The organism is uncultured Holdemanella sp., assembly GCF_934754935.1.
In the GTDB taxonomy this organism is placed as follows: Bacteria; Bacillota_I; Bacilli_A; order Erysipelotrichales; family Erysipelotrichaceae; genus Holdemanella.
In genome coordinates, this window is the sequence record NZ_CAKVJB010000004.1 from 14,809 (window position 1) to 38,774 (window position 23,966).

26 protein-coding genes are annotated in these 23,966 nt (G+C 34.1%); 25 read left to right on the forward strand and 1 reads right to left on the reverse strand.

Annotated features, from left to right (window positions below; all coding sequences use genetic code 11):
* Positions 1-43 precede the first annotated feature (43 nt).
* The 20 genes from thrC (at position 44) to Q0E86_RS01815 (ending at position 17,841) form a co-directional block, all read left to right on the forward strand.
* The gene (thrC, locus tag Q0E86_RS01720) at positions 44-1,516 is read left to right on the forward strand and encodes a threonine synthase (protein ID WP_288536432.1); all 1,473 of its coding nucleotides are present in this window, start codon (positions 44-46) and stop codon (positions 1,514-1,516) included.
* Positions 1,509-2,381: a homoserine kinase gene (thrB, locus tag Q0E86_RS01725; protein ID WP_295754223.1), complete on the forward strand. Its 873-nt coding sequence runs from the start codon at positions 1,509-1,511 to the stop codon at positions 2,379-2,381. The genes thrC and thrB overlap by 8 nt, the downstream gene beginning before the upstream one ends.
* Entirely contained in the window at positions 2,374-2,808 is a 435-nt protein-coding gene (locus tag Q0E86_RS01730) for an ACT domain-containing protein (RefSeq protein ID WP_003863833.1), read from the forward strand. Before thrB ends, Q0E86_RS01730 begins: the two co-directional genes overlap by 8 nt.
* Positions 2,808-3,497: a TIGR01906 family membrane protein gene (locus Q0E86_RS01735; RefSeq protein WP_295754224.1), complete on the forward strand. Its 690-nt coding sequence runs from the start codon at positions 2,808-2,810 to the stop codon at positions 3,495-3,497. Before Q0E86_RS01730 ends, Q0E86_RS01735 begins: the two co-directional genes overlap by 1 nt.
* Positions 3,494-4,042 (forward strand): nucleoside triphosphate pyrophosphatase, encoded by a 549-nt coding sequence (locus tag Q0E86_RS01740; RefSeq protein WP_295754225.1) that lies wholly within the window; start codon positions 3,494-3,496, stop codon positions 4,040-4,042. The genes Q0E86_RS01735 and Q0E86_RS01740 overlap by 4 nt, the downstream gene beginning before the upstream one ends.
* Positions 4,043-4,092: 50 nt before the next feature.
* A complete protein-coding gene (locus tag Q0E86_RS01745) occupies positions 4,093-4,377 on the forward strand; it encodes an HU family DNA-binding protein (protein WP_288536426.1) in 285 nt (94 codons plus the stop codon).
* A gap of 79 nt (positions 4,378-4,456) precedes the next feature.
* A complete protein-coding gene (locus Q0E86_RS01750; protein ID WP_295754226.1) occupies positions 4,457-6,055 on the forward strand; it encodes a putative manganese-dependent inorganic diphosphatase in 1,599 nt (532 codons plus the stop codon).
* A 14-nt stretch (positions 6,056-6,069) separates the two neighbouring features.
* A complete protein-coding gene (gene pepT, locus Q0E86_RS01755; RefSeq protein ID WP_295754227.1) occupies positions 6,070-7,266 on the forward strand; it encodes a peptidase T in 1,197 nt (398 codons plus the stop codon).
* A gap of 9 nt (positions 7,267-7,275) precedes the next feature.
* Positions 7,276-8,439, forward strand: coding sequence for an NADP-dependent malic enzyme (locus tag Q0E86_RS01760; RefSeq protein WP_295754228.1), 1,164 nt, complete (start codon positions 7,276-7,278; stop codon positions 8,437-8,439).
* Positions 8,432-9,277, forward strand: coding sequence for a patatin family protein (locus tag Q0E86_RS01765; protein ID WP_295754229.1), 846 nt, complete (start codon positions 8,432-8,434; stop codon positions 9,275-9,277). The genes Q0E86_RS01760 and Q0E86_RS01765 overlap by 8 nt, the downstream gene beginning before the upstream one ends.
* Before the next feature lie 212 nt (positions 9,278-9,489).
* Entirely contained in the window at positions 9,490-10,260 is a 771-nt protein-coding gene (locus Q0E86_RS01770; protein WP_295754230.1) for a Cof-type HAD-IIB family hydrolase, read from the forward strand.
* Positions 10,261-10,272: 12 nt separating this feature from the next.
* Positions 10,273-11,124: an aldose 1-epimerase family protein gene (locus tag Q0E86_RS01775; RefSeq protein WP_295754231.1), complete on the forward strand. Its 852-nt coding sequence runs from the start codon at positions 10,273-10,275 to the stop codon at positions 11,122-11,124.
* A 139-nt stretch (positions 11,125-11,263) separates the two neighbouring features.
* Positions 11,264-12,442, forward strand: a complete 1,179-nt coding sequence (locus Q0E86_RS01780; RefSeq protein ID WP_295643260.1) for an SIS domain-containing protein — start codon at positions 11,264-11,266, stop codon at positions 12,440-12,442.
* A 23-nt stretch (positions 12,443-12,465) separates the two neighbouring features.
* Positions 12,466-12,897 carry a PTS galactosamine/N-acetylgalactosamine transporter subunit IIA gene (gene agaF / locus Q0E86_RS01785; RefSeq protein ID WP_295754232.1) on the forward strand — a complete coding sequence of 144 codons (432 nt, stop codon included), beginning with the start codon at positions 12,466-12,468 and terminating at the stop codon, positions 12,895-12,897.
* Positions 12,898-12,995: 98 nt separating this feature from the next.
* Complete coding sequence (locus tag Q0E86_RS01790; RefSeq protein WP_295754233.1) at positions 12,996-14,162, forward strand: M20 family metallopeptidase; 1,167 nt, start codon at positions 12,996-12,998, stop codon at positions 14,160-14,162.
* Positions 14,163-14,400: 238 nt separating this feature from the next.
* Positions 14,401-14,877 carry a PTS galactosamine transporter subunit IIB gene (gene agaB / locus Q0E86_RS01795; RefSeq protein WP_003863846.1) on the forward strand — a complete coding sequence of 159 codons (477 nt, stop codon included), beginning with the start codon at positions 14,401-14,403 and terminating at the stop codon, positions 14,875-14,877.
* A 23-nt stretch (positions 14,878-14,900) separates the two neighbouring features.
* On the forward strand, positions 14,901-15,692 hold the full coding sequence (locus Q0E86_RS01800) for a PTS sugar transporter subunit IIC (RefSeq protein WP_003863847.1): 792 nt from the start codon (positions 14,901-14,903) through the stop codon (positions 15,690-15,692).
* Positions 15,682-16,557, forward strand: coding sequence for a PTS system mannose/fructose/sorbose family transporter subunit IID (locus Q0E86_RS01805; RefSeq protein ID WP_003863848.1), 876 nt, complete (start codon positions 15,682-15,684; stop codon positions 16,555-16,557). Before Q0E86_RS01800 ends, Q0E86_RS01805 begins: the two co-directional genes overlap by 11 nt.
* A gap of 143 nt (positions 16,558-16,700) precedes the next feature.
* Entirely contained in the window at positions 16,701-17,282 is a 582-nt protein-coding gene (locus tag Q0E86_RS01810) for a hypothetical protein (protein ID WP_295754234.1), read from the forward strand.
* A 10-nt stretch (positions 17,283-17,292) separates the two neighbouring features.
* On the forward strand, positions 17,293-17,841 hold the full coding sequence (locus Q0E86_RS01815) for a hypothetical protein (protein ID WP_288519973.1): 549 nt from the start codon (positions 17,293-17,295) through the stop codon (positions 17,839-17,841).
* A gap of 65 nt (positions 17,842-17,906) precedes the next feature.
* On the opposite strand, the gene Q0E86_RS01820 is transcribed toward Q0E86_RS01815, so the two are convergent.
* Positions 17,907-19,232: a class II D-tagatose-bisphosphate aldolase, non-catalytic subunit gene (locus Q0E86_RS01820; RefSeq protein WP_295754235.1), complete on the reverse strand. Its 1,326-nt coding sequence runs from the start codon at positions 19,230-19,232 to the stop codon at positions 17,907-17,909.
* A 189-nt stretch (positions 19,233-19,421) separates the two neighbouring features.
* Here Q0E86_RS01820 and nagB point away from each other — a divergent pair, with 189 nt between their 5' ends.
* The 5 genes from nagB to Q0E86_RS01845 all read left to right on the forward strand — a co-directional run bounded on the left by nagB (position 19,422) and on the right by Q0E86_RS01845 (position 23,956).
* Positions 19,422-20,141, forward strand: coding sequence for a glucosamine-6-phosphate deaminase (nagB, locus tag Q0E86_RS01825; RefSeq protein WP_270433955.1), 720 nt, complete (start codon positions 19,422-19,424; stop codon positions 20,139-20,141).
* Between the two features lie 69 nt (positions 20,142-20,210).
* On the forward strand, positions 20,211-20,960 hold the full coding sequence (srtB, locus tag Q0E86_RS01830; protein WP_295754236.1) for a class B sortase: 750 nt from the start codon (positions 20,211-20,213) through the stop codon (positions 20,958-20,960).
* Between the two features lie 29 nt (positions 20,961-20,989).
* Positions 20,990-22,072, forward strand: coding sequence for an undecaprenyldiphospho-muramoylpentapeptide beta-N-acetylglucosaminyltransferase (murG, locus tag Q0E86_RS01835; protein ID WP_295754237.1), 1,083 nt, complete (start codon positions 20,990-20,992; stop codon positions 22,070-22,072).
* A gap of 1 nt (position 22,073) precedes the next feature.
* Entirely contained in the window at positions 22,074-22,973 is a 900-nt protein-coding gene (gene murB, locus Q0E86_RS01840) for a UDP-N-acetylmuramate dehydrogenase (RefSeq protein WP_295754238.1), read from the forward strand.
* Positions 22,967-23,956 (forward strand): OCRE domain-containing protein, encoded by a 990-nt coding sequence (locus Q0E86_RS01845; protein WP_295754239.1) that lies wholly within the window; start codon positions 22,967-22,969, stop codon positions 23,954-23,956. The genes murB and Q0E86_RS01845 overlap by 7 nt, the downstream gene beginning before the upstream one ends.
* The last annotated feature ends 10 nt before the right edge of the window (positions 23,957-23,966 follow it).

Here is a 23,966-nt window from a genome sequence, read left to right on the forward strand (position 1 = left end):
AACATTGTATCATATGACATATAGATTTTCAAGGAGGATTCTCATGAACGATTATATTTCTACAAGAGACGCACACCAAAGCGTTTCAAGCAAGCAAGCTATACTAAATGGAATGAGTCCAGATGGGGGCTTATATGTACTTCCAACTTTAGACCAAATTCATTTGGATCTATCTTTAATATGTACAATGTCCTATAAAGAAAATGCGGTTTATATTCTTTCACATCTTCTTACAGATTATACAAAGGAAGAATTAAAGGCATGTGTTGAAAATGCATATGCGAATTCATTCTCTAAACAAGCAATTACACCTGTTAAAAAAGTAGATGATGTTTATGTTTTAGAACTTTTCCACGGTCCTACATGTGCTTTTAAAGATGTTGCTCTAACCCTTTTACCTCAATTGATGTCCTGTGCATTAAAAAGCACAAACCAAAAAGCTTTAATTTTAACGGCTACAAGTGGAGATACAGGAAAGGCTGCTTTATCTGGATTTTGTGATGTAGAGAATATTGGAATCAATGTTTTCTATCCATATAAAAAAGTAAGTGCGATTCAATATCGTCAGATGGTTACACAAAAAGGTAAAAATGTGAATGTGTTTGGAATTCAGGGGAATTTTGATGATGCCCAAAGCCAAGTAAAACGTTTATTCTTAGATGAAGAATTGAATGCATATTGTGCAAAACAAAACATTCTATTAACAAGTGCGAATTCTATCAATGTGGGTCGTTTGGTTCCTCAAATTGTGTATTATTTTGATAGTTATAAACAATTGGTTCTACAAGGCGATATTCAATTGGGCGATAAAGTATCTTTTAGTGTTCCAACCGGAAATTTTGGAGATGTGTTAGCTGGATATTATGCATATTTAATGGGACTTCCAGTAGAAAAATTCTATGTTGCCAGCAACGCCAATCGCGTATTAACTGATTTTTTAACGACAGGTGTTTATGATCGTAATCGTGATTTTATCCAGACTATTTCACCAAGTATGGATATTTTGATTAGTTCAAACTTAGAACGATTATTATATTATGCTTCAAATAAAGATACAGAAAAAGTATCGAAATGGATGCAGGAATTAAATGAAAAGGGTCGTTACAAGATTGATGATGAAACTTTTAAAACCATTCAAAATCTATTTGCGTGTGGCAGTGTAGATGATGAAAATACAAGCATAGAAATTAAATCTGTGTACGATAAGACTTCTTATGTATTAGACCCTCATTCTGCGATTGCGTACAAAGTCGCAAAAGAATGTAAAGATCGTCCTGTTATTTCTTTGGCAACGGCTTCTCCATATAAATTTAGTCAAGATGTTTTGATGGCATTGGGATATGATGAAGAAAATGAATGGAAAGCTATGGAAACATTATCAAAGTATTGTCAGGATTCTATTCCTTCTCAACTTAAGGAACTTCAAGATTTAGAGATTTTACATAATAAAGTGATTGATGTAGCATCTATGAAAGATGTGGTATGTCAAAGTACTAAAGAGGTATTTCATGATTAGTGTACATGTCCCGGCGACAAGCGCAAATTGTTGTGTGGGATTTGATTGTCTAGGAATGGCTGTAGATTGGTGGGCCCGTTTTACTTTTGAAGAAAGTGATGAATTGATTGTGGAAGGTTGTCCAGATGAATTTAAAGGTAGTAATAATTTAGTTGTACAAGCTTTCTATACGACATGTGATTATTTACATCTAGAGTATCCAACTTTTAAACTCTCAATTGATACGGATATCCCGTTTGCGAGAGGGTTGGGTTCAAGTTCAACTTGTGTTGTTGCGGGAATCTTAGCTTGTGATGCTTGGTTTAAAAAGTATATGGATAAGATGGAAATCTTAAAGATTGCCACAAGTATTGAGGGGCATCCTGATAATGTAGCTCCGGCTATTTTTGGTCAGGCAACAGCTTGTTTTATGGAAAAAGAAGATGTGAAAATGAGTCTAGTGAATTGTGCTGACTATTATTGCATGGCCATTGTTCCTGGCTATGAGGTAAAAACTTCTCAGGCAAGAAAAGTTTTGCCGACTGGTATGGCCTTTAAAGATTGTGTGAGTCAAGTATCTCATGCATTAGTCTTTGTGCAGGCTTTACAACAGGGAGATGAGTCTTTACTTGCAAGTTCTTGTAAGGATCTATTGCATGAACCATATCGTAGGCAATTTATTAAAGAATATGATAGGATAAAGACGTATTGTGAACAAAAACAACTTCCAATGTGGATTTCGGGTAGTGGTTCAACAATGATGGTTGTTTCTTTAGAAAAGAATCGTTTGATTGAACTATCTAAGTTTTTAGATGAAAATTTGCATGAATTAAAACATCGTTGTTTAATGATAGCCAAAAAGGGGGCGTTTATTAAGTATGAGTAAATATTATGTCGTGAGTGGTGATATTTTACCGGATGTATTAGAACAAGTAATGCAGGCGCGTATTTTATTGCAGTCGGGCAAGGCAAAAAGAATTAGTGAAGCTGTTAAAATGGTAGGTATTTCGCGAGGTACTTATTATAAATATAAGGATGCCGTTTTTTCATTTAATGCAGAACAATCGAATCGTAAGGCAATTATTTCAATGATTTTACGAAATGAAAAGGGAACGTTGTCTAAAGTTTTATCTTTAGTTTCGGTAAAACAAGTTAATGTTTTGGCGATTAACCAGACAATTCCAATTAACGGAATTGCCAATGTGGCATTAACTCTAGATATTAGTGATTTAGAAATCAGTATACAATCTTTGGTGAGTTTGATTGAAGCTATGCCTATGGTAGAAAAGGCTGACTTGGTAGCTGTAGAATAATGAGACGCGTTTTAAGTTTTATATTTGGCTGGTGCTTTATTATTGTTTGCGTTGTTTTTAGTATCAAGAGTACAGCGCTAAATCCAGATTTTTATATTCCTAAGTATGAAGAGATGGAATTGGCTAGTGATATTGGTGTTTCTAAGAAAGATTTAAATCAAAGTATACGTTTATTGTTGAATTATTTGGATGATAAGCGCAATGATATTAAGGGTCATATTACATGGTATGGTGTATCTCAAGAAACGTTTAATGAAAAAGAAACGAGTCATATGGTGGATGTGAAGGCTTTGTATCAGAATGCTCTAAAGGTAGCTAAAGTGGCATTTATTATTTTAGTATTGATTGTTTTATATTTTTACTTAAATGATAAAACATTGGTGTTTGCGTATTTAAGCAAAGGGTTTTTAACAGCTATGTTTACATTCATATTGATGCTTGTGTTCTTTGGGTTCTGGATCTTAACAGATTTCACAAGTTTTTGGACTTGGTTTCATACCATCTTTTTCTCAAATCAATTATGGCTATTAGATCCAAATACGGATTTTATGATTTGTATGCTTCCGGAAATGATTTTTTATAAGCTTGTGTTAACTTGTGTAATCAAAGTGGTTTGTGTCATAGTTCCGGCCAGTATTTTGGCGATATATTATATGGTGAAAAAGGCACCGATAGGTTTTGAAAGATGATTGTATTGGCATCAAAGTCTCCTAGAAGAAAAGAGATATTAAAAGCATTGGGCTATGATTTTATGGTTTGTCCAGCTTTAAAGGATGAAGTGTTTGATTTAAGCTTAGGCTTAGATGAGGCTTTAAAAAAGGTGGCTGAATCAAAGGCGAAAGAGGTAAGAGAATCCTATTTAGATTCAATTATTATTTCGGCAGATACGATTGTGTGTTTGGATGATAAAATATTAGGAAAACCTAAATCAAAAGCTGAAGCTATTGAAACATTGAAATCTTTATCGAATCGTAGACATCAAGTAAAAACTGGGGTTTGTGTTCTTTATAAAAATCAAACAATTTTACATGTTGAAACGACGGATGTGTATTTTAAAAAGTTGACGGATGAAGACATTTTATCCTATGTAAATAGTGGAAAATGTATGGATAAAGCAGGTTCTTATGGTATTCAGGAATGTGATTTTGTAGATCACATTGAGGGTGATTATACCAATGTGGTAGGTTTACCTAAATATGTCGTTGAAACGATGATGAAAGACGTTGCACTCTAGTAAGAGAAATGATAAAATAGCGAGGTAATAATTAGAGGAGGAACATATAAATGTCTAATATTATTAATAAAAAAGATTTAGCTGAAAAATTAGCTGAAGAATTTGGTTGTTCAAAAAAAGACGCAACAGCTTATGTTCAATTCGTATTCGATACAGTAGCTGATACTTTAAAAGATAATGGTACTGTAGATGTATTCGGATTTGGTAAATTCTCAATTAGTGAAAGAGCAGCTCGTACAGGTATCAATCCAGCTACTAAAGAAAAGATTGAAATTGCTGCAAGCAAGTCTGTTAAATTTAAAGCTAGCAAAGCTTTAAAAGATGCTGTTAAGTAAGAAGATTCGATAATGAATCTTCTTTTTTTTCATGTTATAATATTAAATACAAAATTAAGATAATTGAGAGGAGATTTTAATGAGCTTACCAATTTATGTGATTGGACACAAAAATCCAGATACAGATTCGATATGTGCAGCTTTGGCTCTTGCTGAATTGAAAAGGCAAATAGGAATTAGTGCAACGGCTGCTCGTTTGGGCACATTGAATCCAGAAACAAAATTTATATTAGACAAATTAAATGTAAATATGCCTGTTTTATTAACAACGGCACGATCAACGTTAGAGGAAATTGAAATCGATGATGCGGTGACAATTGAAGAGGGACAAACCATTCGTCGTGCATGGGATCTATGTTTAGAAAATCATGTTAAGACTTTATATGTTGTGGATGATCAAAACGAATATAAAGGCATGGTTACTTTGGGAGATGTTTCTAAGGTTCAAATGCAGGATTTAAATATTACAAGTGAGTTGTTGAAGGAAACACCTCTAGAAAATTTAGTGGCCAGTGTAAAGGGGTCTTTTATTTTAAAGGGAAATCTTGAAAGAAGTGGATTTGTTCGTATTGCGGACAAGCGCTTGATGGAAAGAGATTTAAAAGGGGCCATTATGGTCTTGAATGATCATGAAGACAGTATGATCAAGAGTATGGCAAAGGGTTGTGCGGTTATTGTGGTTGCGGAAAACTTTGTTCCAAATAGCTATATTATTGAAATGGCAAAACAGATGGGAGTTACTTTAATTAGTACACCTTATAATATTATGAAGATTATTCAAATGATTTATCGTTCCATTCCTGTTGAATTGATTATGACTCCAGCTAATAAAGTGATTCGCTTTAATAAGAGTGAGTATGTGGAAGATGTAGAGCGTGAAATGTTAAAAACGCGTCACTCTTCTTATCCAGTTGTTTTCCAAAATAAAATTTTGGGTTCGGTTGCTCGATATAACTTGTTGAAGGCGGAAAAGAAACGCTTCATTCTTGTAGATCATAATGAAAAGAAACAGAGTATTAGTGATATTGAAACGGCAGATATTGTAGAGATCGTAGATCATCATAGAATCGGTGATATTGAAACGGATCGTCCAATTGTATTTAGAAATATGATCGTTGGAAGTTCATGTACGATTGTTGGATTGATGTATGGTGAATATGGTGTAAAAATACCTGAAACGATCGCAAAATTAATTGCGTATGGAATGATTAGTGATACAATGAATTTCAATTCACCAACATGTACTCCAATAGATCATACTTTGGCAAAGCGCTTATCAAGTGAATATGATATTGATTTTGATGCGATGGCAAAAGAATTGTTTGAAAATACGGCTACGATTCGTGGAAAAGAATTCAAAAATATTCTTTATAATGATGTTAAAGAATATATGTTGAGTGGATATCACATTGCGGTAAGTCAAGTTTTTACATTTGATTTAAGTATTGTGGATGAAATCAAAAAAGATTTCTTGAAGTATATGGAGGAACAAAATAAAGTTCATGAATACGACTTAATGTTGATGGTCATCACAAATGTGGAAGGTCGTGGCTCACGCTTCTTATATGTAGGTAAATTATCTCATTTTGTTCGTGATGTCGTGGAAGAATTTAAAGATCAAGGATTTGTTTCTCGTAAAAAACAGATTGTGCCTCGTTTAGCACAAGAACTGGCATAAAAGGGGGATTAAATATGGCAGTAGAAAAGAGATTAATGCATTATGCATCATTTGACACACAGTCAAGTGAAGAAAGTACAAGTGCGCCTAGCACTGAAAAACAGTTGGTTTTAGCTCGTGAATTAAAAAAAGAATGTGAATCATTAGGCTTTGATTCTGTTGAATTAACGGATACAGGAATCGTATATGCTTACTTAAATGCGAATACAGACAAAAAGATGGATCGTATTGGTTTTATTGCACATATGGATACGGCAACTGAAATTACAGGTGCAAATGTGAAGTGTCGTGTGATTTCAAAGTATGATGGAAATGCAATTCAATTAAATGAAGAGTATTCGATGTCTAAAGAAGAATTTCCAGCTTTGGCAAATTGCATTGGTGATGATTTGATCGTTACGGATGGAACAACTTTACTTGGTGCGGATGATAAAGCAGGTATTGCGATTATTTTAGAGGCTATGGAACAGTTGATTCAATCTAAAAAGGAACATGGCTTCATTGCGGTTGCCTTTACGCCAGATGAAGAGGTTGGCCGTGGTGTTGAAAACTTTGAATTAGATAAGTTTGAAGTGGATTATGCGTTCACAATTGATGGAGATCGTATTGATTCTGTTGATTATGAAACATTTAATGCGGCACAGGCTGTTGTGACATTTGATGGAACAAGTATACATCCTGGGGATGCGAAAGATCGTATGGTCAATGCGAGTTTATTAGCTATGGAATATGCTTCAAGTCTTCCAAAGAAACAAACGCCTTCACATACACAAGGACGTCAAGGTTTCTATCATTTAGTCGGTATGGAAGGAATTTGTGAAGAGGCAAAATTAACTTATATTTTGCGTAATCATAGTAAGCAGAGCTTTATTGCACAGAAACAAAAGATGGAAGCTGTTGCCGATAAGATGAATGAGAAGTATGGTAATCGTGTTCACGTGGCTATTCGTGATCAATATGAAAATATGCGTCAATATATGCATGGAGATATGCGTAGTGTGAATAAGGCAAAATATGCTTTGCGTCAATGTGATGTAACACCGGTTAGTACGCCAATTCGCGGTGGAACCGATGGTGCTATGTTGACGGCAAGAGGACTCATTTGTCCAAACTTAGGTACGGGTTCTTTTAATCATCATGGTCGTTTTGAATTTGCGAGCGTTCAAAAGATGGAAAAGATGGTTGAAATTGTATTGAAAATTGTTGAGTAGGAGGTTGTCATGGATTACGCAAAGGAAGCTTTAAGATTACATGCCAAGTGGAATGGTAAATTAGAAACTGTTCCTAAAATGAAGATTGAAAACAAAGATGATTTATCAATTGCCTATACACCAGGTGTTGCAGCACCATGTTTAGAAATTGAAAAAGATAAAAAGAATAGTTATGTTTACACAGGAAGAGCTCATACTGTTGCGGTCATTAGTGATGGTAGTGCGGTATTGGGTCTAGGAAATATTGGTCCTGAAGCAGGTATGCCTGTTATGGAAGGTAAGTGTGTATTATTTAAGGCATTAGGAAATGTGGATGCCGTTCCACTATGTTTGAATACACAAGATACGGATGAATTGGTTCAAATCATTTCGAGTTTAGAACCTAGCTTTGGTGGAATCAACTTAGAAGATATTGCGGCTCCTCGTTGTTTTGAAGTTGAAAAAAGATTGCAGGAAAAAATGAATATCCCTGTTTTCCATGATGATCAGCATGGTACAGCTATTGTAGTTTGTGCGGCTTTGGTAAATGCCTTAAAATTGGCAGAAAAACAAGATCCAACGATCGTTATCAATGGTGCGGGTAGTGCTGGTGTTGCGATTGCGACTTTAATTTTAAAGATTGGTTTGGGAAATGTTATTTTAGTTGACAAGCAAGGTATTTTAACAGCAGATATGGATTTAACAAGTGGTCAAAGAGGTTTGATTGATAAACTAAACAAAGAAGGAAAAACAGGCTTATTAAAGGATGCACTAGTTGGTGCGGATGTATTTATTGGTGTGAGTGCAGGTCATATCGTATCCAAAGATATGATTGCTTCTATGAATGAAAAGGCAATCGTATTCCCTATGGCAAATCCAGTGCCTGAAATCGAGCCAGAAGATGCAAAAGCAGCGGGTGCCTATATTGTAGGTACAGGTCGTAGTGATCATCCTAACCAGATCAATAACGTATTGGCTTTCCCTGGTATTTTCAAAGGGGCATTAAAAGCGGGTGCTACATGTATTAATGATGCGATGAAAGAAGCGGCTGTTTATGCGATCAGTTCAATGGTTACAGAAGATATGTTAGATAGTGAACATATTATTGTTTCTGCATTGGATCCTAGAGTTGCAGATGTGGTAGCTCAAGCAGTGGCAGATGCGGCAAAAGAAAGTGGTGTAGTGCGTGAGTAGAGTAGGTATTGTTGCAGAAGGTGGCGGAACTAAGGCTGCTTATTCTGCAGGAGTATTGAAGTGTTTACTTGAGCATGATATTGTACTTCCTTATTGTGTAGGTATTAGTGCGGGTACAGAAATTTTGTTGAGTTATGTATCTAAGCAAGTGGATCGTCTTGAAGTAACTGGAATTGATGCGCCTTGTCAAAAGGGTGTAGTTGGTTTAAGACCATTTTTAAAAGAAGGTTCTATATTTGGGATTGAAGCGACTTATGATTTTATTGAGTCTAGAGTTCCATTGGATTTAGAGGCTTTTCAAAATAGCGAAACACAGATGGAAGTAGGTCTATATAATTTAAAAACGCATAAAGTTGAATATTTTGATAAGAGTCATATTGATAAGGATGAAACGTTGATCAAGGCAAGTTGTGCATTGTTACTTCTAGCTAAGCCTTATGAATTCAAAGGTGAAATGTGGATGGATGCAGGTCTTGTGGATATGATCAGTATTGAACAAAGTATTCTTGCTGGAAATGATAAGCATATTGTGATTTCTACAAAGGAAGAGGGATATGTTCGTAAACCGGCTCCAAAATGGCAATTGTGGTTATCTAATTTGGTATATAAGGATAAACAAATTACAGAGGATTTAAGAAATCGTCATATTCGTTATAAGGAACAGTGGGATAAGATTGCTGAATTAGAAAAGCAAGGTAAAGCTTTAGTTTTGCGTCCACATAAAGATTTGGGTGTGACTCGTTATACGACAGATCCAGAAAAACTAGGTCCTTGGTTTCAATTAGGATATGATGAAACGTTAGAGCGTTTAGATCAAATTAAAGAGTTCATAAAATAGAAAAACCTGGAAATCCAGGTTTTTTGTTTTACCACAACAATCACTTAAGGAGGCGTATTGTGGTAATAGCGACTACATTGTGCGGAGCGCAAATATGTATTAAACTAGAAAGAGGTTGTAGTCACAGTTTCTATTATAAAGAGTCAATGTGAATTTATTATTAAAAACTGAAAATTCTTTTAAAAAGTTTTAAAAGAGGATATTATGTAGTTATGAATGGTTATTTTTTTGATATGGATGGAACTTTATACAACAATAAGTTTCATGAAGTGAGTGAGAAAACATTTGAAATGTTAAATGAACTACAAAGCCAAGGACACTTTGTAGCTTTATCAACAAGTCGTTGTCAAACAGAATTAAAGAATCTTCCTTCTTGTATGAGAGATTTTAATTTTGATTGTATGATCAGTGATGGTGGTGCTTTGATTTTGGATCAACATAAAGAAATTCTTGAAATGAATTGTATTCCGAAAACGACAATGGAAACTATAGATTCATTTTGTAAGGAGCATGGCTTAGTGTATCGCTATAGTACGAGGGATGGAAATTATTTTGGTACACCGTATTCGAAGTATGCACATGATATCTATTTTCATTTGTATTTAAATAGTCCAGTTTTTAAGCCATATGACAAGGATGATGTATTAAATCTTCTTGTGTTTTGTGAAGGGAAAGATAAAGATAAATTTAGACCTTTGATCAAAGATTTGGGCGTTGTGGAATTTTTTGATTGTTTTGAGATTCGTGCTAGTCAAATAGATAAGGCAACGGCAGTTAAAAAAATCATGGATTTTCATAAGTTTGATACGACATATTGTTTTGGTGATGGTACAAATGATGTGGATATGTTGAAAATGGCAGATGTTGGTGTTGCGATGGGTAATGCGTGTGATGCATTAAAAGAAGTGAGTGATGTTGTGATTGGAAGAGTGGATGAGGATGGTATCTACAATTTCTTAAAAGAAAAAATAATAGCTGAATAGGAGGAGAATAAAATGGCTTATATTTTAGAGAATGATGTATTGACATTAGAGTGCACTGAAAAAGGTGGTGAAATGTTACACCTAGTGAAGAAGAGTACAGAGCGTGAAACATTATATCAAGGAAATCAAGGGTGGTCTGGAAGAAATCCTTCTCTATTTCCAATGGTAGGAAATACGTATACAAAGGATTATGAAATCGATGGTAAAAAGTATGCGATGAAAAATCATGGCTTGATTCGTTATGCGACTTTAAAGGGTGATGTTCGTAAAAATGAACTTGTATTTAGTCTAGATGCGAATGAACAGACATTAGCTCAATATCCTTTTAATTTCCATTTCGAGATTGGGTATAAATTGGATGGGAACAAAGTGTTGATCAATTATCATATTAAGAACAATGGTGAAAAGGATATGCCTTTTGGATTTGGTTTGCATCCTGCTTTTAAATTGGATGATGAATTTTCAACTTATACTTTAGAATTTGAAAAAGAAGAAAACACAAAACAATTGTTGTTTGATCCTAGCTACGAAAAGAATGTTGAATATCAGGATGTAGCGTTTAAGGAATGGAAATTGTCTCGAGATGATGTGAAGAAGTATGCGACAATTATTTATAAAGATTTAAAATCAAGTTTTGTGACTTTAAAACATGGAGATGAAGATGTTGTTCGCGTATCGATTGAGGGATATCCTTATTTGGCTTTATGGACACATGATAGTGCATCGGATTTCTTGTGTATTGAACCATGGTATTCTCATGGTGATTTTGAAAAGGAAACACCAGATTTCTATCATAGAGAAGGAACAATGATTTTAAAACCAAATGAAGAATGGTCTTGTTCATACTGGATTGAGGTGCTTTAAGAAGGAGAAATCCTTCTTTTTTAGTGTAAATTTGTCTTTTTAAAGAACAAATTTGCACTTTTTAGTTTACTTTCATTCAAAATCTTTTATTTTAGTTAAAAATAGTTATAATGAAGTTAGTTCAGAAGGAGAAAGAAAAATGTTCGGAAAAGAAAAATCAACTTGGGAAGAATTAAGTGGTATTTTTACTGCGCAGGAGATCTACCAACAACCTGCTACTTGGGCTAAGACAATTGCTCAAATCAAAAATGAAAAGGAAGCTCTTAAAAAATTCATGGAACCTGTATTAAGTGATCCAGATTGCGATATCGTATTTACAGGTGCTGGAACTAGTGAATATGTAGGTAATGCTTTATATTCATATGTTAACCGTTATACTGGTTACCATGCAAAATCATATGCTTCTACAGATTTAGTAGAAACTCCAGAAAACTATTTATCAAGAAACAAAAAGACTTTATTAGTGAACTTTGGTCGTTCAGGAAACTCTCCTGAAAGTGTTGGCTCAGTACAAGTTGCTGATGAAGTATGTAAGGAAAATGTTTATCATTTATTCATTACATGTAACAAGGATGGAGCTTTAGCAAAAGCGGCTGCTACTCGTGACAATGCTTACGATATTAACTTGACACCTGAAACTCATGACCAATCATTTGCGATGACTTCAAGTTTCTCTAACATGATGTTGGCTGCATTATTATGCTTCCGTTTAGATGATATTGATGAAGCTGCAAAAGAAATGGAAAGTGTTATTGCACAAGGACAAAAATTTGTTGATGAAGGATACAAAGTATGCGAAGATTTAGTAGCTGATTTTGCAGAATTCAACCGTATTGTATACTTAGGTGCAAACACTTTGAAGGGTATTGCTCAAGAAAGTCAACTAAAGATTTGTGAATTGACTGCTGGTACTGTTACAACTACATTTGATAGTCCAATGGGATTCCGTCACGGACCTAAATCAGTTATTAATGATGAATGTTTAACAGTTGTTTACTTATCAGATGATGAATATCAAAGACAATATGAATATGACATTATTAAAGAAATGAGCGGACAACGTAAAAAGAACCGTTTAGTTGCTGTTTCTAGTCATGCAGATGCTGAAATTGAAGGATTAGTAGATACATTCATTAACTTTGATTTAGATGCACCAAAAGATAATATTTTCTTAGGATTTGACTATATTTTAGTTGCTCAAGTTATCGCATTATTTAAATCATTGAGCTACAAGATTACACCAGACAATCCATGTCCAACTGGAGAAGTAAACCGTGTTGTTAAGGGTGTAACTATTTACCCATATACTGCAAAGTAAGAATTTAGAGGAGAAAAAAGAAGATGATAGGATTAATTGTTACTGGTCATGGCCACTTTGCATCTGGTTTAACTACAAGTTTAAACTTGATTGCTGGAGATGCAAAAGAATATGTTGCTGTAGATTTTGAGGCTACAGATTCAACAGATGATTTAGCAAAAAAATTAACAGATGCTATGGATTCATTAAAAGACTGCGAAGGAATCATTGTTTTAAGTGATTTAGCTGGTGGTTCTCCATTTAAAACGGCTGTTGAAATTGGTTTCCCAAGAGGAAATGTAGAAGTTGTTGCAGGTACAAACTTAGGTATGTTAGTTGAAATCAACTTAACTCGTACTTTCTCAGAAGATGTACATGCTTTAGCTGAATCTGCATGCAATGTTGGAAAAGATCAAGTTATGCGTTATGTATTCCAACACATTCAACAAAACGATGATTTATCAGATGGTATCTAATATTTAAGCTAGGCTTTGGCCTGGCTTTTTTTCTTTATTGTAATCTTTTCAAAAATTTGTAAATAAGGTATGATTATTTACAAATGGAGGTATCTTATATGGATTATAAAGGAAGAATTGAGGCATCTATTCAAGAACATTTAGATGCATATATGGATATTGTAAAAACACTATACGATAATCCGGAAACAGGTTTTGAGGAATATGAAACACAAAAGGTATTGGTGAAATATTTAAAGGATGCGGGTTTTGATGTAAAGTCTAGTGTTGTGGTAGACACTGACTTTGTGGCTGAATATAAATCTGGTAAAGAAGGACCAACTATTGCTTATATGTGTGAATATGATGCATTACCTGAAGTAGGACATGGATGTGGTCATAACTTAATTGCAGGAATTGGTATTGCGGCTGGTGAAGCCTTAAAGAGTATTATAGATGAAATTGGTGGAACCGTTCGTGTTGTGGGTACGCCTGGAGAAGAAAACTTTGGTGGTAAAGTTAAAATGAGTGAAGCAGGTGTCTTTGATGATGTGGATGCTGCTTTAATGGTGCATCCAGATACAGAAAATGGTGTTGGATCAAGATCATTGGCTATTCTACCAATTAAATATGAATTCTTTGGTAAGAATGCGCATGGATGTCATCCTCAAGATGGTCACAGTGCATTAGATGCAGCCATTAGTACATATACACAGATTTCAATGTTACGTCAATTTGTGACTCCTGGATCTTATATTCACGGAATTATTCGTGATGGTGGTTTAGCTGCCAATGTAATTCCTGCTTATGCAAGTATGGAATATTATTTTAGAGCTCCAACAATGGCTTATTGTAAAGAAATTGCAGCTCGTGCTGAGGATTGTGTAAAAGGATCATGTATTGCGAGTCAAACAACATATAAAACAAGTATGTATGAGTGTCCTTATGAAGATACAAAGATCAACTATGCTTTAGCGGACATGTTGACAGAAAAATATAAAGAGCTAGGTGTAGAACAAATCAATCCGGTGGATGAAGTTCCATGTGGGTCTACAGATGTGGGAAGTGTAAGTTATGTTTGTCCTACAATTCAGGGAACGATTAAGATTGCAGATTGTTCAGTGGCTGGTCATTCTAAAGAAATGGCAGCTGCAACAATTAGTGAGGATGGAAAAGCTGGATTAGTAACAGCGGCTACAGCTATTGCGTTAATTGGTTTAGATTTGATTACTGAACCTGAAAAGTTAGAAAAAGCAAAAAAAGAGTTTAAAGAAGGAACATGCTAGTTGGCATGTTCTTTTATTTTGTGAAAAGGTTTTCAAAATGGGATTTTGAATTGATTTTGTGATAATTATGTGTATTTTTTGCCAATTTTTATAATTGTTAGTGATAAAAATTAAAAAATTACTAAAAAGTGCAAACAATTTCTTAAAATGTGTAAAGAAATTATGCATAGAAAATGTATAATATAGTCAAGATAGTTATTCTTTAAAGAAGAAAGCGCTATCAGGAAGGAGAGAGAATATGCCAAATATCTTATTAACAAGAATCGACAATCGTTTGATTCACGGTCAAGTTGCAACTCAATGGAGTGGAGTTCTAGGAGCTAACTTATTATTAGTTGCAAATGACGCTGTCGCAAAAGATGAATTCCGTCAAGGTTTGATGAACATGGCTGCTCCAGCTTATGCTCAGACTCGTTACTTCTCAATTCAGAAGACAATCGATATTATTGGAAAAGCAAGCCCTGCTCAAAAGATCTTCATCATTTGTGAAACACCTCAAGATGTATTACGTCTTGTTGAGGGTGGTGTTCCAATTAAAAAATGTAATATTGGAAACATGCACATGTCTGAAGGTAAACGTCAAGTCGCTACTACAGTAGCTGTAAATGACGATGATGTTGCTGCATTCAAGAAATTGCAAGAATTAGGTGTTGAATTAGAAATTCAACGTGTACCTGACATCGCACCTGAAGATATTAATAAACTTTGGAGTTAATCCAAAAAAGGAGAAAATGAAAAATGAATATTGTAGAAATTGTGTTATTGGCAATTGTAACATTCTTCTTTGCCATCGACCAATTCTCATTAACTGAAATCGTTTATCGTCCTATCATTGCTTGTCCAATTATTGGTGCAATCTTAGGTGATGTAAACACTGGCTTAGTTGTTGGTGGTACATATGAGTTAATGATGGTTGGTAACATGCCAGTTGGTGGAGCACAGCCTCCTAACGCTGTATTAGGATCAGTTGTTGCTATGATTTTCGCTGTTAAAGCAAAAATGGATATTAATGCTGCTTTAGGAGCTTGTATGATTTTCGCTACATTCGGACAATACGTTGTAACATTAACATTTACAATCATGTCTGGTTTAATGGCTAAAGCTGATAAAGCTGCTAACGAAGCTAACCCTAAAGGAATCACTGCTGTATTGAATACTTCAATGGCTATCTTAGGTACTTTGTTTGCTGTAATCGCTATTTTAGCTTATGTTGGTGGAACTGCTGCTTCTGGTGCTTTACAAAGCTTAAGTGAAAACGCAAGTTGGTTCATGGGTGGTTTAAGTGCTGCCGGTGGAATGATGCGTTTCGTAGGTTTCGCTGTATTGTTAAAGATTATGCTTTCTAACGACTTGTGGGGATGGTTACTAGCTGGTTTTGCTTGCGCATTACTATTTGGTAACGTTGAAGCTACAGCTTCTGCTTGCTTGATCTTAGTTGCATTCATCGGTGTTGCAATCGCATTATTAGACTTCAAGATTACTTCTATTGAAACAAAGGCTGCGCAGGGAGGTGTAAGTGATGGAATCTAATGCAATGACTTCTTACAAGGATACTACTCCTGCTGCAAGATTAGATAAACAGACTTTAAATAAAATGGTATGGCGTTCTTGCCAATTACAGGCTGCGTTCAACTACGAACGTATGCAATCTGCTGGTTGGTTATGGGCTATGTTACCAGGTTTGGAAAAAATCCACACAAATAAAGATGACTTAGCTGCATCTATGACTCACAACATGGATTTCCTTAATACTCACCCATTCTTCGTAACATTCGTTATGGGTATCGTATTATCAATGGAACAACAAAAAACTGATATTCAGACAATTCGTTCTGTACGTATCTCAACTGCTGCTCCATTAGGTGGTATTGGTGATGCATTGTTCTGGTATACATTGATTCCTATCACTGCTGGTTTAACTGCAAACATGGCTATTGATGGAAGCATCATGGGACCAATCTTATACTTCGTTATCGCATTCGGTGTTGAAATGGTTTTACGTTATGCATTAATGTACTGGTCATACAACTTAGGTTTAACTGCTGTTAAGATGATGACTGCTAACGCTAAAGCATTCACTCACGCTGCTAGTGTATTAGGTGTATTCGTTGTTGGTGCTTTAATTTCTAACTATGGTGGTGGAACTAAATTAGGTATCTCTATCGCTAATGGTGAAGGTGATCCAATCGTTATCCAAAACTACTTAAATATGATTTTACCTTGCTTAATCGCATTCGCATTCACTATGATGTGCTATGTATTGATTAAGAAGAAAAATTGGACTCCAGTAAAATGTATCGCATTATTCTTAGTAATCGGTATTGTTGGAGCTGCATTCGGTATCTGGGCTGGTGGATACACACCTCTAGTACCAGTTCCTTGGACAGTTATCTAGTAGGCTAATCTAACGAAGTTAGAATATTTTCTCTCAAATATAAGGTTGTAACGGATTATATCCTTACAACCTTTAATTTTATTTTTAGCTCATTAAATATGATAATTTAATGGTTTAAAAATAAAATTAAGGAGGTATATATTATGGCAGATAAAAAGTATCCAGTTCTTTATGCGACAAGTGTTAAAGGAACTATTTTTAGACATTGTGGAGTTTACAATACGATTTATTTTAACCTATATAATAATAAGGAATTAGAGGATAAACCTTATTATTTAGAATATATGGAAGAGACAAGGGATGAAGTATATAAGGCAATCCAGAATAAATTTACGATGTCTCAACCATTAAAAGTGACAAATGATCATAAGGTTTTTATTATTTTTAGAGGAAACATTGATATGCGTGATGTAAAGACGTTCTGTAAAATGATGTTGCAAGAGTTGGAATACTTTACGGAAGGTGTACATGAAGCAGATTATGCCGAATTAGAAACGATGTTTATGGAAATTGGGCGTGCTCCTACTTTTTTGAAAGCTTCAAAAGTTGGTGAAAAGTTGACACAAACCGATATTCTTGACAAAATAATGGTGCACATGGATGGTCATGATCAACCTCAGGATAATGGTTGCTTGACACCATATACGGATTATGTTGATTTTAAAGAGGAAGAAAAACGACAGAATCTAAAAAATGAAGAACTCGAAGAAGTAGTTGAGTGGTAAGGAGATAGTTATGGCAGAAGGAAGAAAGACAAGACAAAAACAACAAGCAGATTTAAAAGGAAATGTATCTGGTTGGCATGTTTATAAAGATGAGCGTGGAAGAGCTGTTTATTATGATGTATTCTCAAAAACAGGATATATTTTGGCAAACAATGAAGAAAGATATAAACAATTTAGTATGCGCTTTGTGATGGGACTAATTGGATTTATCTTGATATTGATGTTTAATATGCCTATCTGGTTATGTGTTTTAGCAGGTGTTGGTGTATATGCTTTTTTAGAATTTAGATTTAGAAAGTTTTTAGCAACTTTACCTCGTATTGAAAACTTTAAGTGTAATGAAAAAATGAAGAGTGAAGCTTCAATTAAAACATTGGAAACAAATAAAGTGATCTTAAAAATGGTTTTATTAATCGCTTTATCGGTATTGATTGTATTGAATGCACTTAATGAACATTATACGGGTTGGATGTTATATTTGAACTATGTGATTAGTGTATTAACAATGATTTTTGCGTTGTATCATGCAAAAGAATTAATTTCTAGAAAGAGTAAATAAAAGGTTCGGTTGAACCTTTTTTTGTTGCAAAAAAAATGCGCATCTTTAAGATGCGCACATTTATTTTAGCGAACCAATTCTTCTTGGTGACTAGCGTAAGTGTATTCTTCAATTGTATACATAACGCGTGCTTTGATTAGATCTTCAGGTGTATTGTTTAATTTACCTTCACGTACCAATGTATATTGGAAAGGCATGTATTGACTTAACAATGGTAATGGTACTGGGTGTTCTTTTAAGTTTGCCAATAATTTTGCTAAAGCGTTTTTAACATTTTCTTGAGGTAAATAATAACGGCAACGATCAGAGAATGAATATTTACGTTTAAATGCGATTTCATTTTCTGTTCCATGATAATATGGAGCCCATTTACCAGGATTTGCCAACATAGCTTTATCTAATTCTTCACGGAAGTGACTTGTTTCAAATCCGTAAACAGCAGCTAATTCTTCTTCAATCATACATAATGAGAAGATTCCTTCACGAGCAGCATAAGTTAGTCCTGGACCTACTTTTAAGATTCCTACACCATCTTCTACTAATTCACGTAATTTGAATTTAGTTTGATAGTCAGTTGAGTGTCCTTCAAATACTAATTTGTCAAAATCTTTAATACTTGCCATTAAATCTTTTGCACGTTCTCTATCATATTCTTCACATCCAGCATCTTTTTCTTCAACACCTGGTTGAACTACGGCTGCGATTACATGGTTCCAAGCATCAGCAATTCCCATGTCATTAAATGCTTTTTCAAAAGTAGCAACTGTGCTTTTGAAATCTTCTGGTTTAGTTACCTGCATTCCTGCATTTTCTTCTTGGGCTCCACCTGGAATTGGAACTTCACTACCAACAATATAAACTGGGTGAATAGCTTCAGGATTTTCTTGTAGTAATTCTTGATATGCTTCTTCACATACTTTTGCCAAAGTAGCTCCACGACGAGCGATTGTCTCATCACTTAAACGAGTGTTTGGATCATCATCAGCAACCTTCATACTTGTGTCGATATGAATTTTAGTAAATCCTGCACGTACATAGTCGTGAACTAATGTTTTTGCGTATTCCATAGCTTCAGCTTCTGGTTTATTTGCGACAGTTAATGGTCCTAAGTGGTCACCACCTAAGAAAATACGATCACTTGATAATCCAGCTTCTTTTGCTTTTTCATGACAGAAGTTGAAGAAATCTTGAGGTGTCATTCCAGAGTAACCACCATTTTGGTCTACTTGGTTTGCAGTTGATTCAATTAAAACACATGAATCTTGTTTTTTTGCGGTTTCCATTGCAGCCTCAATTACGAATGCATTACTTGAGCAGCATGAATAGATAGCTACGGCTTTACCTTCTTTTTGTTTTTTTACAATGTTTAATAATGGATTTTGTTTAGGCATTATATGTCCTCCTTAACTGATTTTATTATACAGTATCTTTAACTTTTTTTCCTTATTTCGATTAAAAGTCAACTAAAAAGTGCAAATATTTATAAATTGTTAAAAATGACAAAAGTATTACTAAAATGTTTATTTTAATTTGAAAGCGCTATGCTATAATAGTAGGAGAGATATATGGAGGAGATACAAATGAAAATTATTGTATGTGAAAACTATGATGAAATGTCTGCTAAGGCATTTGGTGTTATGAAAGAATTGTTGGATGCAAAAAAAGATGCTGTATTAGGGTTGGCAACAGGATCTAGTCCAGTTGGATTATATAAAGAAATGATCCAATATCATAAAGATGGATATAGTTATAAAGATATTAAATCTTATAACTTAGATGAATATGTAGGTATCGATCGTAAAGATCCTCAATCTTACTATACATTTATGTATGAAAATTTATTCAAGGATATCGATATTGATTTGAATAACACACATGTTCCTTATGGAAACACAGAAGCAGATTGTAAAGCGTATGAAGATGCTTTAAGTGAAGTATCTATTGATTTACAAGTATTAGGAATTGGACAAAATGGACACATCGGATTCAATGAACCTGGTACACCATTTGAAGAATTAACACACATTGTTGATTTGACAGAAAATACTCGTGAAGCAAATGCTCGTTTCTTCGATAATGATATCAATAAAGTTCCAACACAAGCTATTTCAATGGGAATTGGAACAATCATGAAATCTAAAAAAGTATTATTAGTAGCTAATGGTGAAAATAAAGCAGATGCTGTTAAAGCTATGATTGAAGGACCAATCGATACAGCATGTGCTGCAAGTGCACTACAAAATCATCCAGATGTTGTTGTTGTATTAGATAAAGCTGCCGCTAGCAAATTAAGTAAATAATTATATTTATCTTTGTAGGATAGGGAATTCATTTCTCTATCCTTTTTATTTGTGTTAAAATGAACATGTATGAAAAAATGGATATATAGAATTCTTTTAGTTGTTTGTCTTTGTGTATTTGGATATAGTGCCTATAATTTATGGGATATTTATTCACAAAAACAACAAGTAGAAAATGAAACTAAACAATTAGAAAAAAGTGTAATAAAGAAAAAGAATAAGGAAGAAAAACAAGTGTTAGATCCAGATTGGAGTAAGCTTAAGGCAGAAAATCAGGATATTGTCGCATGGATCTATGTTCCTGGGTGTGATATTTCTTTTCCAGTTGTGCAAACAAAAGATAATCAATATTATTTGAATCACACTGTGGGTGGGGAATATAATGATAGAGGTTCGATTTTTTTAGATGCGAATGCGAACGGGCAATTTCAAGATGATAATTCAATTATATATGGACATTCTGTAGAAGGTGGAGGTATGTTTACCTTATTAAAAAATTATTGTGATGAAGAATTTTTTGAAACTCATCCATCATTTTATTTGTTGACACCGGATGCGAATTATAAATGCCATGTTTTTACATTTGCGAAAACGACAGAAGATAGTGTATTCTATACAACGTCATTTGGTGATTATAGACATCAGACGTTGGATTCAATGCAACAAATGTCGACTTATTTTAATGAATTAGATGATATAGATGCGAATTATGTATCTTTATCTACTTGTGATTTAGAATTTGGATTCAATTCGAATCATCGTTTTGTCTTAACTGGTCTTATGGAAAAGACAAGTGACGATATTGTTTTAAAAGATTGATATATGATATACTTGGTGAGGTTTTTGATATGAAAATTTGTTTTGTGACAGGAGGAACAGGTGGACATATTTATCCGGCTTTAGCTTTGGCGGATAAAATGAAAGAACTTGATTCTTCAACTGAAATATTATTTATTGGAAATGATGATCGCATGGAAAAGGATTTGATTCCGCAAAATGGCTATGCGTTTAAGGCTTTACATACTTCTGGATTGGTGGGGAATGCATTTAAAAAATGTATGGCCGTTTGTCAGATGTTTAAAGCAGAAGGTAAGGCAAAAAAATATTTAAAAGAATTTAAACCAGATGTAGTTATTGGATTTGGTGGCTATGTGAGTGCGCCTGTTATTATGGCGGCTCATTCTTTAGGTATCCACACTGTAATTCATGAACAAAATTCTATTGTTGGTAAAGCTAACCAGCTTGTTATGAAAAAAGTGGATGCGATTATAACTTGTTATGAGAAGTGTAATGAGGTTTTCCCAAAGGAAAAGATTCACATGCTTGGAAATCCTAGAGCTACAATTGCCAAAGAAGCAAAATTTGATGAAGACTATTTTAAATCACTAGGCTTAGATTTAGATAAAAAGACCATTCTTATTGTGATGGGTTCTTTAGGCTCTAGTTCAGTAAATGAATTGATGAAGAGTGCTCTAAAAGATGTCGATGGGGATTTACAATTTTTGTATGTCTGCGGAAAAGATAATTCGCAAGATTTGAATTTATTTGAAAACCAAAAGAATATTCATGTTGTACCATATGTAGATACTTTGCGTATATATGGACATGTAGATGGAATGGTTTGTCGTGCAGGTGCTACTACGCTTGCAGAAGTAACAGCCTTAGGTATCCCGTCTATTGTGATACCAAGTCCTTATGTGGCTAATAACCATCAATTTTATAATGCGAGCATGCTTTTAAGGCAACAGGCTTGTCGTATTATTGAAGAAAAGGATTTAAATGCGGACACTTTGCAGGGACAAATTGTTTCTTTATACGCAAATCCTGTGGTATATAAAGAGACGCATGAGCATGCTTTGCAGATGGGAAAACCAAATGCAGCATATGATATTATAGATTTATTAAAAAATATATGTAAAAAGGGGAACTAATATGAGCATTAAGGATCGTTTAATGACGTATGCAGAAGTTTTAGAACATGAATCTATGAAGAAACACACGACTTTTAAGATTGGTGGCTTTGTAGATTATTATATTTATCCAAAAAATTGTACAGCTTTGATGTGTGTACTAGAAATATTGGCAGAAGAAAATATTCCATATTATGTACTTGGACGTGGATCTAACGTTTTATGTTCAGATACAGATTTTAATGGTGCAATTATAAATTTAGATCGTACTTTGAATGACTTTTATTTTGAACCAGATGGAATTTTAGTGGCACAAGCAGGATGTTCAATTATAAATATGGCCGTAGAAGCCATGAAAAGATCGTTGACAGGATTAGAATGGGCAAGTGGTATTCCAGGCTCTATTGGAGGATGCCTATATATGAATGCAGGTGCCTATAAAGATAATATGGCAAATCATTTAGTGGATGTATGTGTTTTAAAAGATAATACAATTTGTTGGATGAAGAAGGATGAGTTGGATTATGCATATCGCCATTCTATTTTTCAATCACACAAAGATTGGACTATTTTAGTAGGTCGTTTTCAATTAGAAAAAGGAAATCAAAATGATATTCGTGATCTAATGAATGCTCGACGCGAAAGAAGAATGAGTGCACAACCATTGGATAAGCCATGTGCAGGAAGTGTTTTTAGAAATCCAGAAGAAATTCCTGCTTGGAAATTGATTGAAGATTTAGGTTTACGTGGACATAAAGTTGGTGGAGCTAAGGTAAGTGAAAAACATTGTAATTTTATTGTGAATGATGATTTGACAGCTACAGCTCAAGATGTTCGTGATTTAATTCATGAAATCAAAGTTAAGGCTAAAAAAGAATATGATATTGACATGGTAACGGAAGTTGAGCAGTTATATTGGTAAAGAAAAAAATAAAGCTAACCATTAAACAAACGATTATTTTTAGTCTTGTTTTTATGATGGTATCTAGTGTTTTTGTGTATTACTTTTCTACAGATTCCCATGTCAAGGTTTTGTCGTGTAAAAATAATTATTATTTATCAGATAGCGAAGTTTATGATTTGGCAAATGTGAGTACAAAGACACGTCTTTATTTAGTTCCTTCTATATTACTTGAAAAAAGAGTAGAGAAGATGCCTTTTGTACAGTCTTGTAAAGTATCAAAAAAGAATCGTAAATTAACTTTTGATGTGCAAGAAAAATTAATTGTTGGTTATTATGTTAAGGACGATAAAAACTTTGCGTTGCTTCAAGATGGAACTTCGATTGAAATTGAAGAACAATATTTGAATATGATCGTGCATTTTCCTTTGTTGTCCGATTTTAATGCGAAACAACGTAAACAGTTGTGTGAACAATTTCAAAAACATAGCAAAATATTGACGCGTGACTTAATTGAAAAATTTGCGGAAATTGTACCTTATAAAACGAGTTACGATAAAAATATGTTTAAGATCACAATGCAGGATGGCAATATTGTTTATACGAATTTAAAAAGTATAAAAATGCTTTCAAAATACCAAAGTGTATTGACGAAACTTACGGGACAGTCGGTATGTTTGGTGTTGGATTCTACACATTCAACGATTGAAAAAGTAAATTGTGAGGATTTGAATTCTAAGAAAAAGGAAGAAGAACAAAAAAAGACTTCTGAAAAGACGGAAACAGAAACATCACAAGAAATTGAAAATCAAGAAGAAGAACAGCAACCAGATGATGAAGAAACAGAAAATGAGGCTGAGTGGGTCTATGATGAGAATACAGGAGTATATTATCATGAAGCTATAGGTATGTATTATGATCCAAATACAGATGAATATTATGATGAAAATGGCACATATTATTATTGGGATGAGGATTCGCAAAGCTTTGTAGAAGCGTATTAAGATTTGTGTT

What these genes read in the sequence shown, in the direction of transcription:
- thrC (WP_288536432.1), top strand. Translation starts at nt 44, where the DNA reads ATGAACGATTATATTTCTACAAGAGACGCACACCAAAGCGTTTCAAGC.
- thrB (WP_295754223.1), top strand. Translation starts at nt 1,509, where the DNA reads ATGATTAGTGTACATGTCCCGGCGACAAGCGCAAATTGTTGTGTGGGA.
- Q0E86_RS01730 (WP_003863833.1), top strand. Translation starts at nt 2,374, where the DNA reads ATGAGTAAATATTATGTCGTGAGTGGTGATATTTTACCGGATGTATTA.
- Q0E86_RS01735 (WP_295754224.1), top strand. Translation starts at nt 2,808, where the DNA reads ATGAGACGCGTTTTAAGTTTTATATTTGGCTGGTGCTTTATTATTGTT.
- Q0E86_RS01740 (WP_295754225.1), top strand. Translation starts at nt 3,494, where the DNA reads ATGATTGTATTGGCATCAAAGTCTCCTAGAAGAAAAGAGATATTAAAA.
- Q0E86_RS01745 (WP_288536426.1), top strand. Translation starts at nt 4,093, where the DNA reads ATGTCTAATATTATTAATAAAAAAGATTTAGCTGAAAAATTAGCTGAA.
- Q0E86_RS01750 (WP_295754226.1), top strand. Translation starts at nt 4,457, where the DNA reads ATGAGCTTACCAATTTATGTGATTGGACACAAAAATCCAGATACAGAT.
- pepT (WP_295754227.1), top strand. Translation starts at nt 6,070, where the DNA reads ATGGCAGTAGAAAAGAGATTAATGCATTATGCATCATTTGACACACAG.
- Q0E86_RS01760 (WP_295754228.1), top strand. Translation starts at nt 7,276, where the DNA reads ATGGATTACGCAAAGGAAGCTTTAAGATTACATGCCAAGTGGAATGGT.
- Q0E86_RS01770 (WP_295754230.1), top strand. Translation starts at nt 9,490, where the DNA reads ATGAATGGTTATTTTTTTGATATGGATGGAACTTTATACAACAATAAG.
- Q0E86_RS01775 (WP_295754231.1), top strand. Translation starts at nt 10,273, where the DNA reads ATGGCTTATATTTTAGAGAATGATGTATTGACATTAGAGTGCACTGAA.
- Q0E86_RS01780 (WP_295643260.1), top strand. Translation starts at nt 11,264, where the DNA reads ATGTTCGGAAAAGAAAAATCAACTTGGGAAGAATTAAGTGGTATTTTT.
- agaF (WP_295754232.1), top strand. Translation starts at nt 12,466, where the DNA reads ATGATAGGATTAATTGTTACTGGTCATGGCCACTTTGCATCTGGTTTA.
- Q0E86_RS01790 (WP_295754233.1), top strand. Translation starts at nt 12,996, where the DNA reads ATGGATTATAAAGGAAGAATTGAGGCATCTATTCAAGAACATTTAGAT.
- agaB (WP_003863846.1), top strand. Translation starts at nt 14,401, where the DNA reads ATGCCAAATATCTTATTAACAAGAATCGACAATCGTTTGATTCACGGT.
- Q0E86_RS01800 (WP_003863847.1), top strand. Translation starts at nt 14,901, where the DNA reads ATGAATATTGTAGAAATTGTGTTATTGGCAATTGTAACATTCTTCTTT.
- Q0E86_RS01805 (WP_003863848.1), top strand. Translation starts at nt 15,682, where the DNA reads ATGGAATCTAATGCAATGACTTCTTACAAGGATACTACTCCTGCTGCA.
- Q0E86_RS01810 (WP_295754234.1), top strand. Translation starts at nt 16,701, where the DNA reads ATGGCAGATAAAAAGTATCCAGTTCTTTATGCGACAAGTGTTAAAGGA.
- Q0E86_RS01815 (WP_288519973.1), top strand. Translation starts at nt 17,293, where the DNA reads ATGGCAGAAGGAAGAAAGACAAGACAAAAACAACAAGCAGATTTAAAA.
- Q0E86_RS01820 (WP_295754235.1), bottom strand. Translation starts at nt 19,232, where the DNA reads ATGCCTAAACAAAATCCATTATTAAACATTGTAAAAAAACAAAAAGAA.
- nagB (WP_270433955.1), top strand. Translation starts at nt 19,422, where the DNA reads ATGAAAATTATTGTATGTGAAAACTATGATGAAATGTCTGCTAAGGCA.
- srtB (WP_295754236.1), top strand. Translation starts at nt 20,211, where the DNA reads ATGAAAAAATGGATATATAGAATTCTTTTAGTTGTTTGTCTTTGTGTA.
- murG (WP_295754237.1), top strand. Translation starts at nt 20,990, where the DNA reads ATGAAAATTTGTTTTGTGACAGGAGGAACAGGTGGACATATTTATCCG.
- murB (WP_295754238.1), top strand. Translation starts at nt 22,074, where the DNA reads ATGAGCATTAAGGATCGTTTAATGACGTATGCAGAAGTTTTAGAACAT.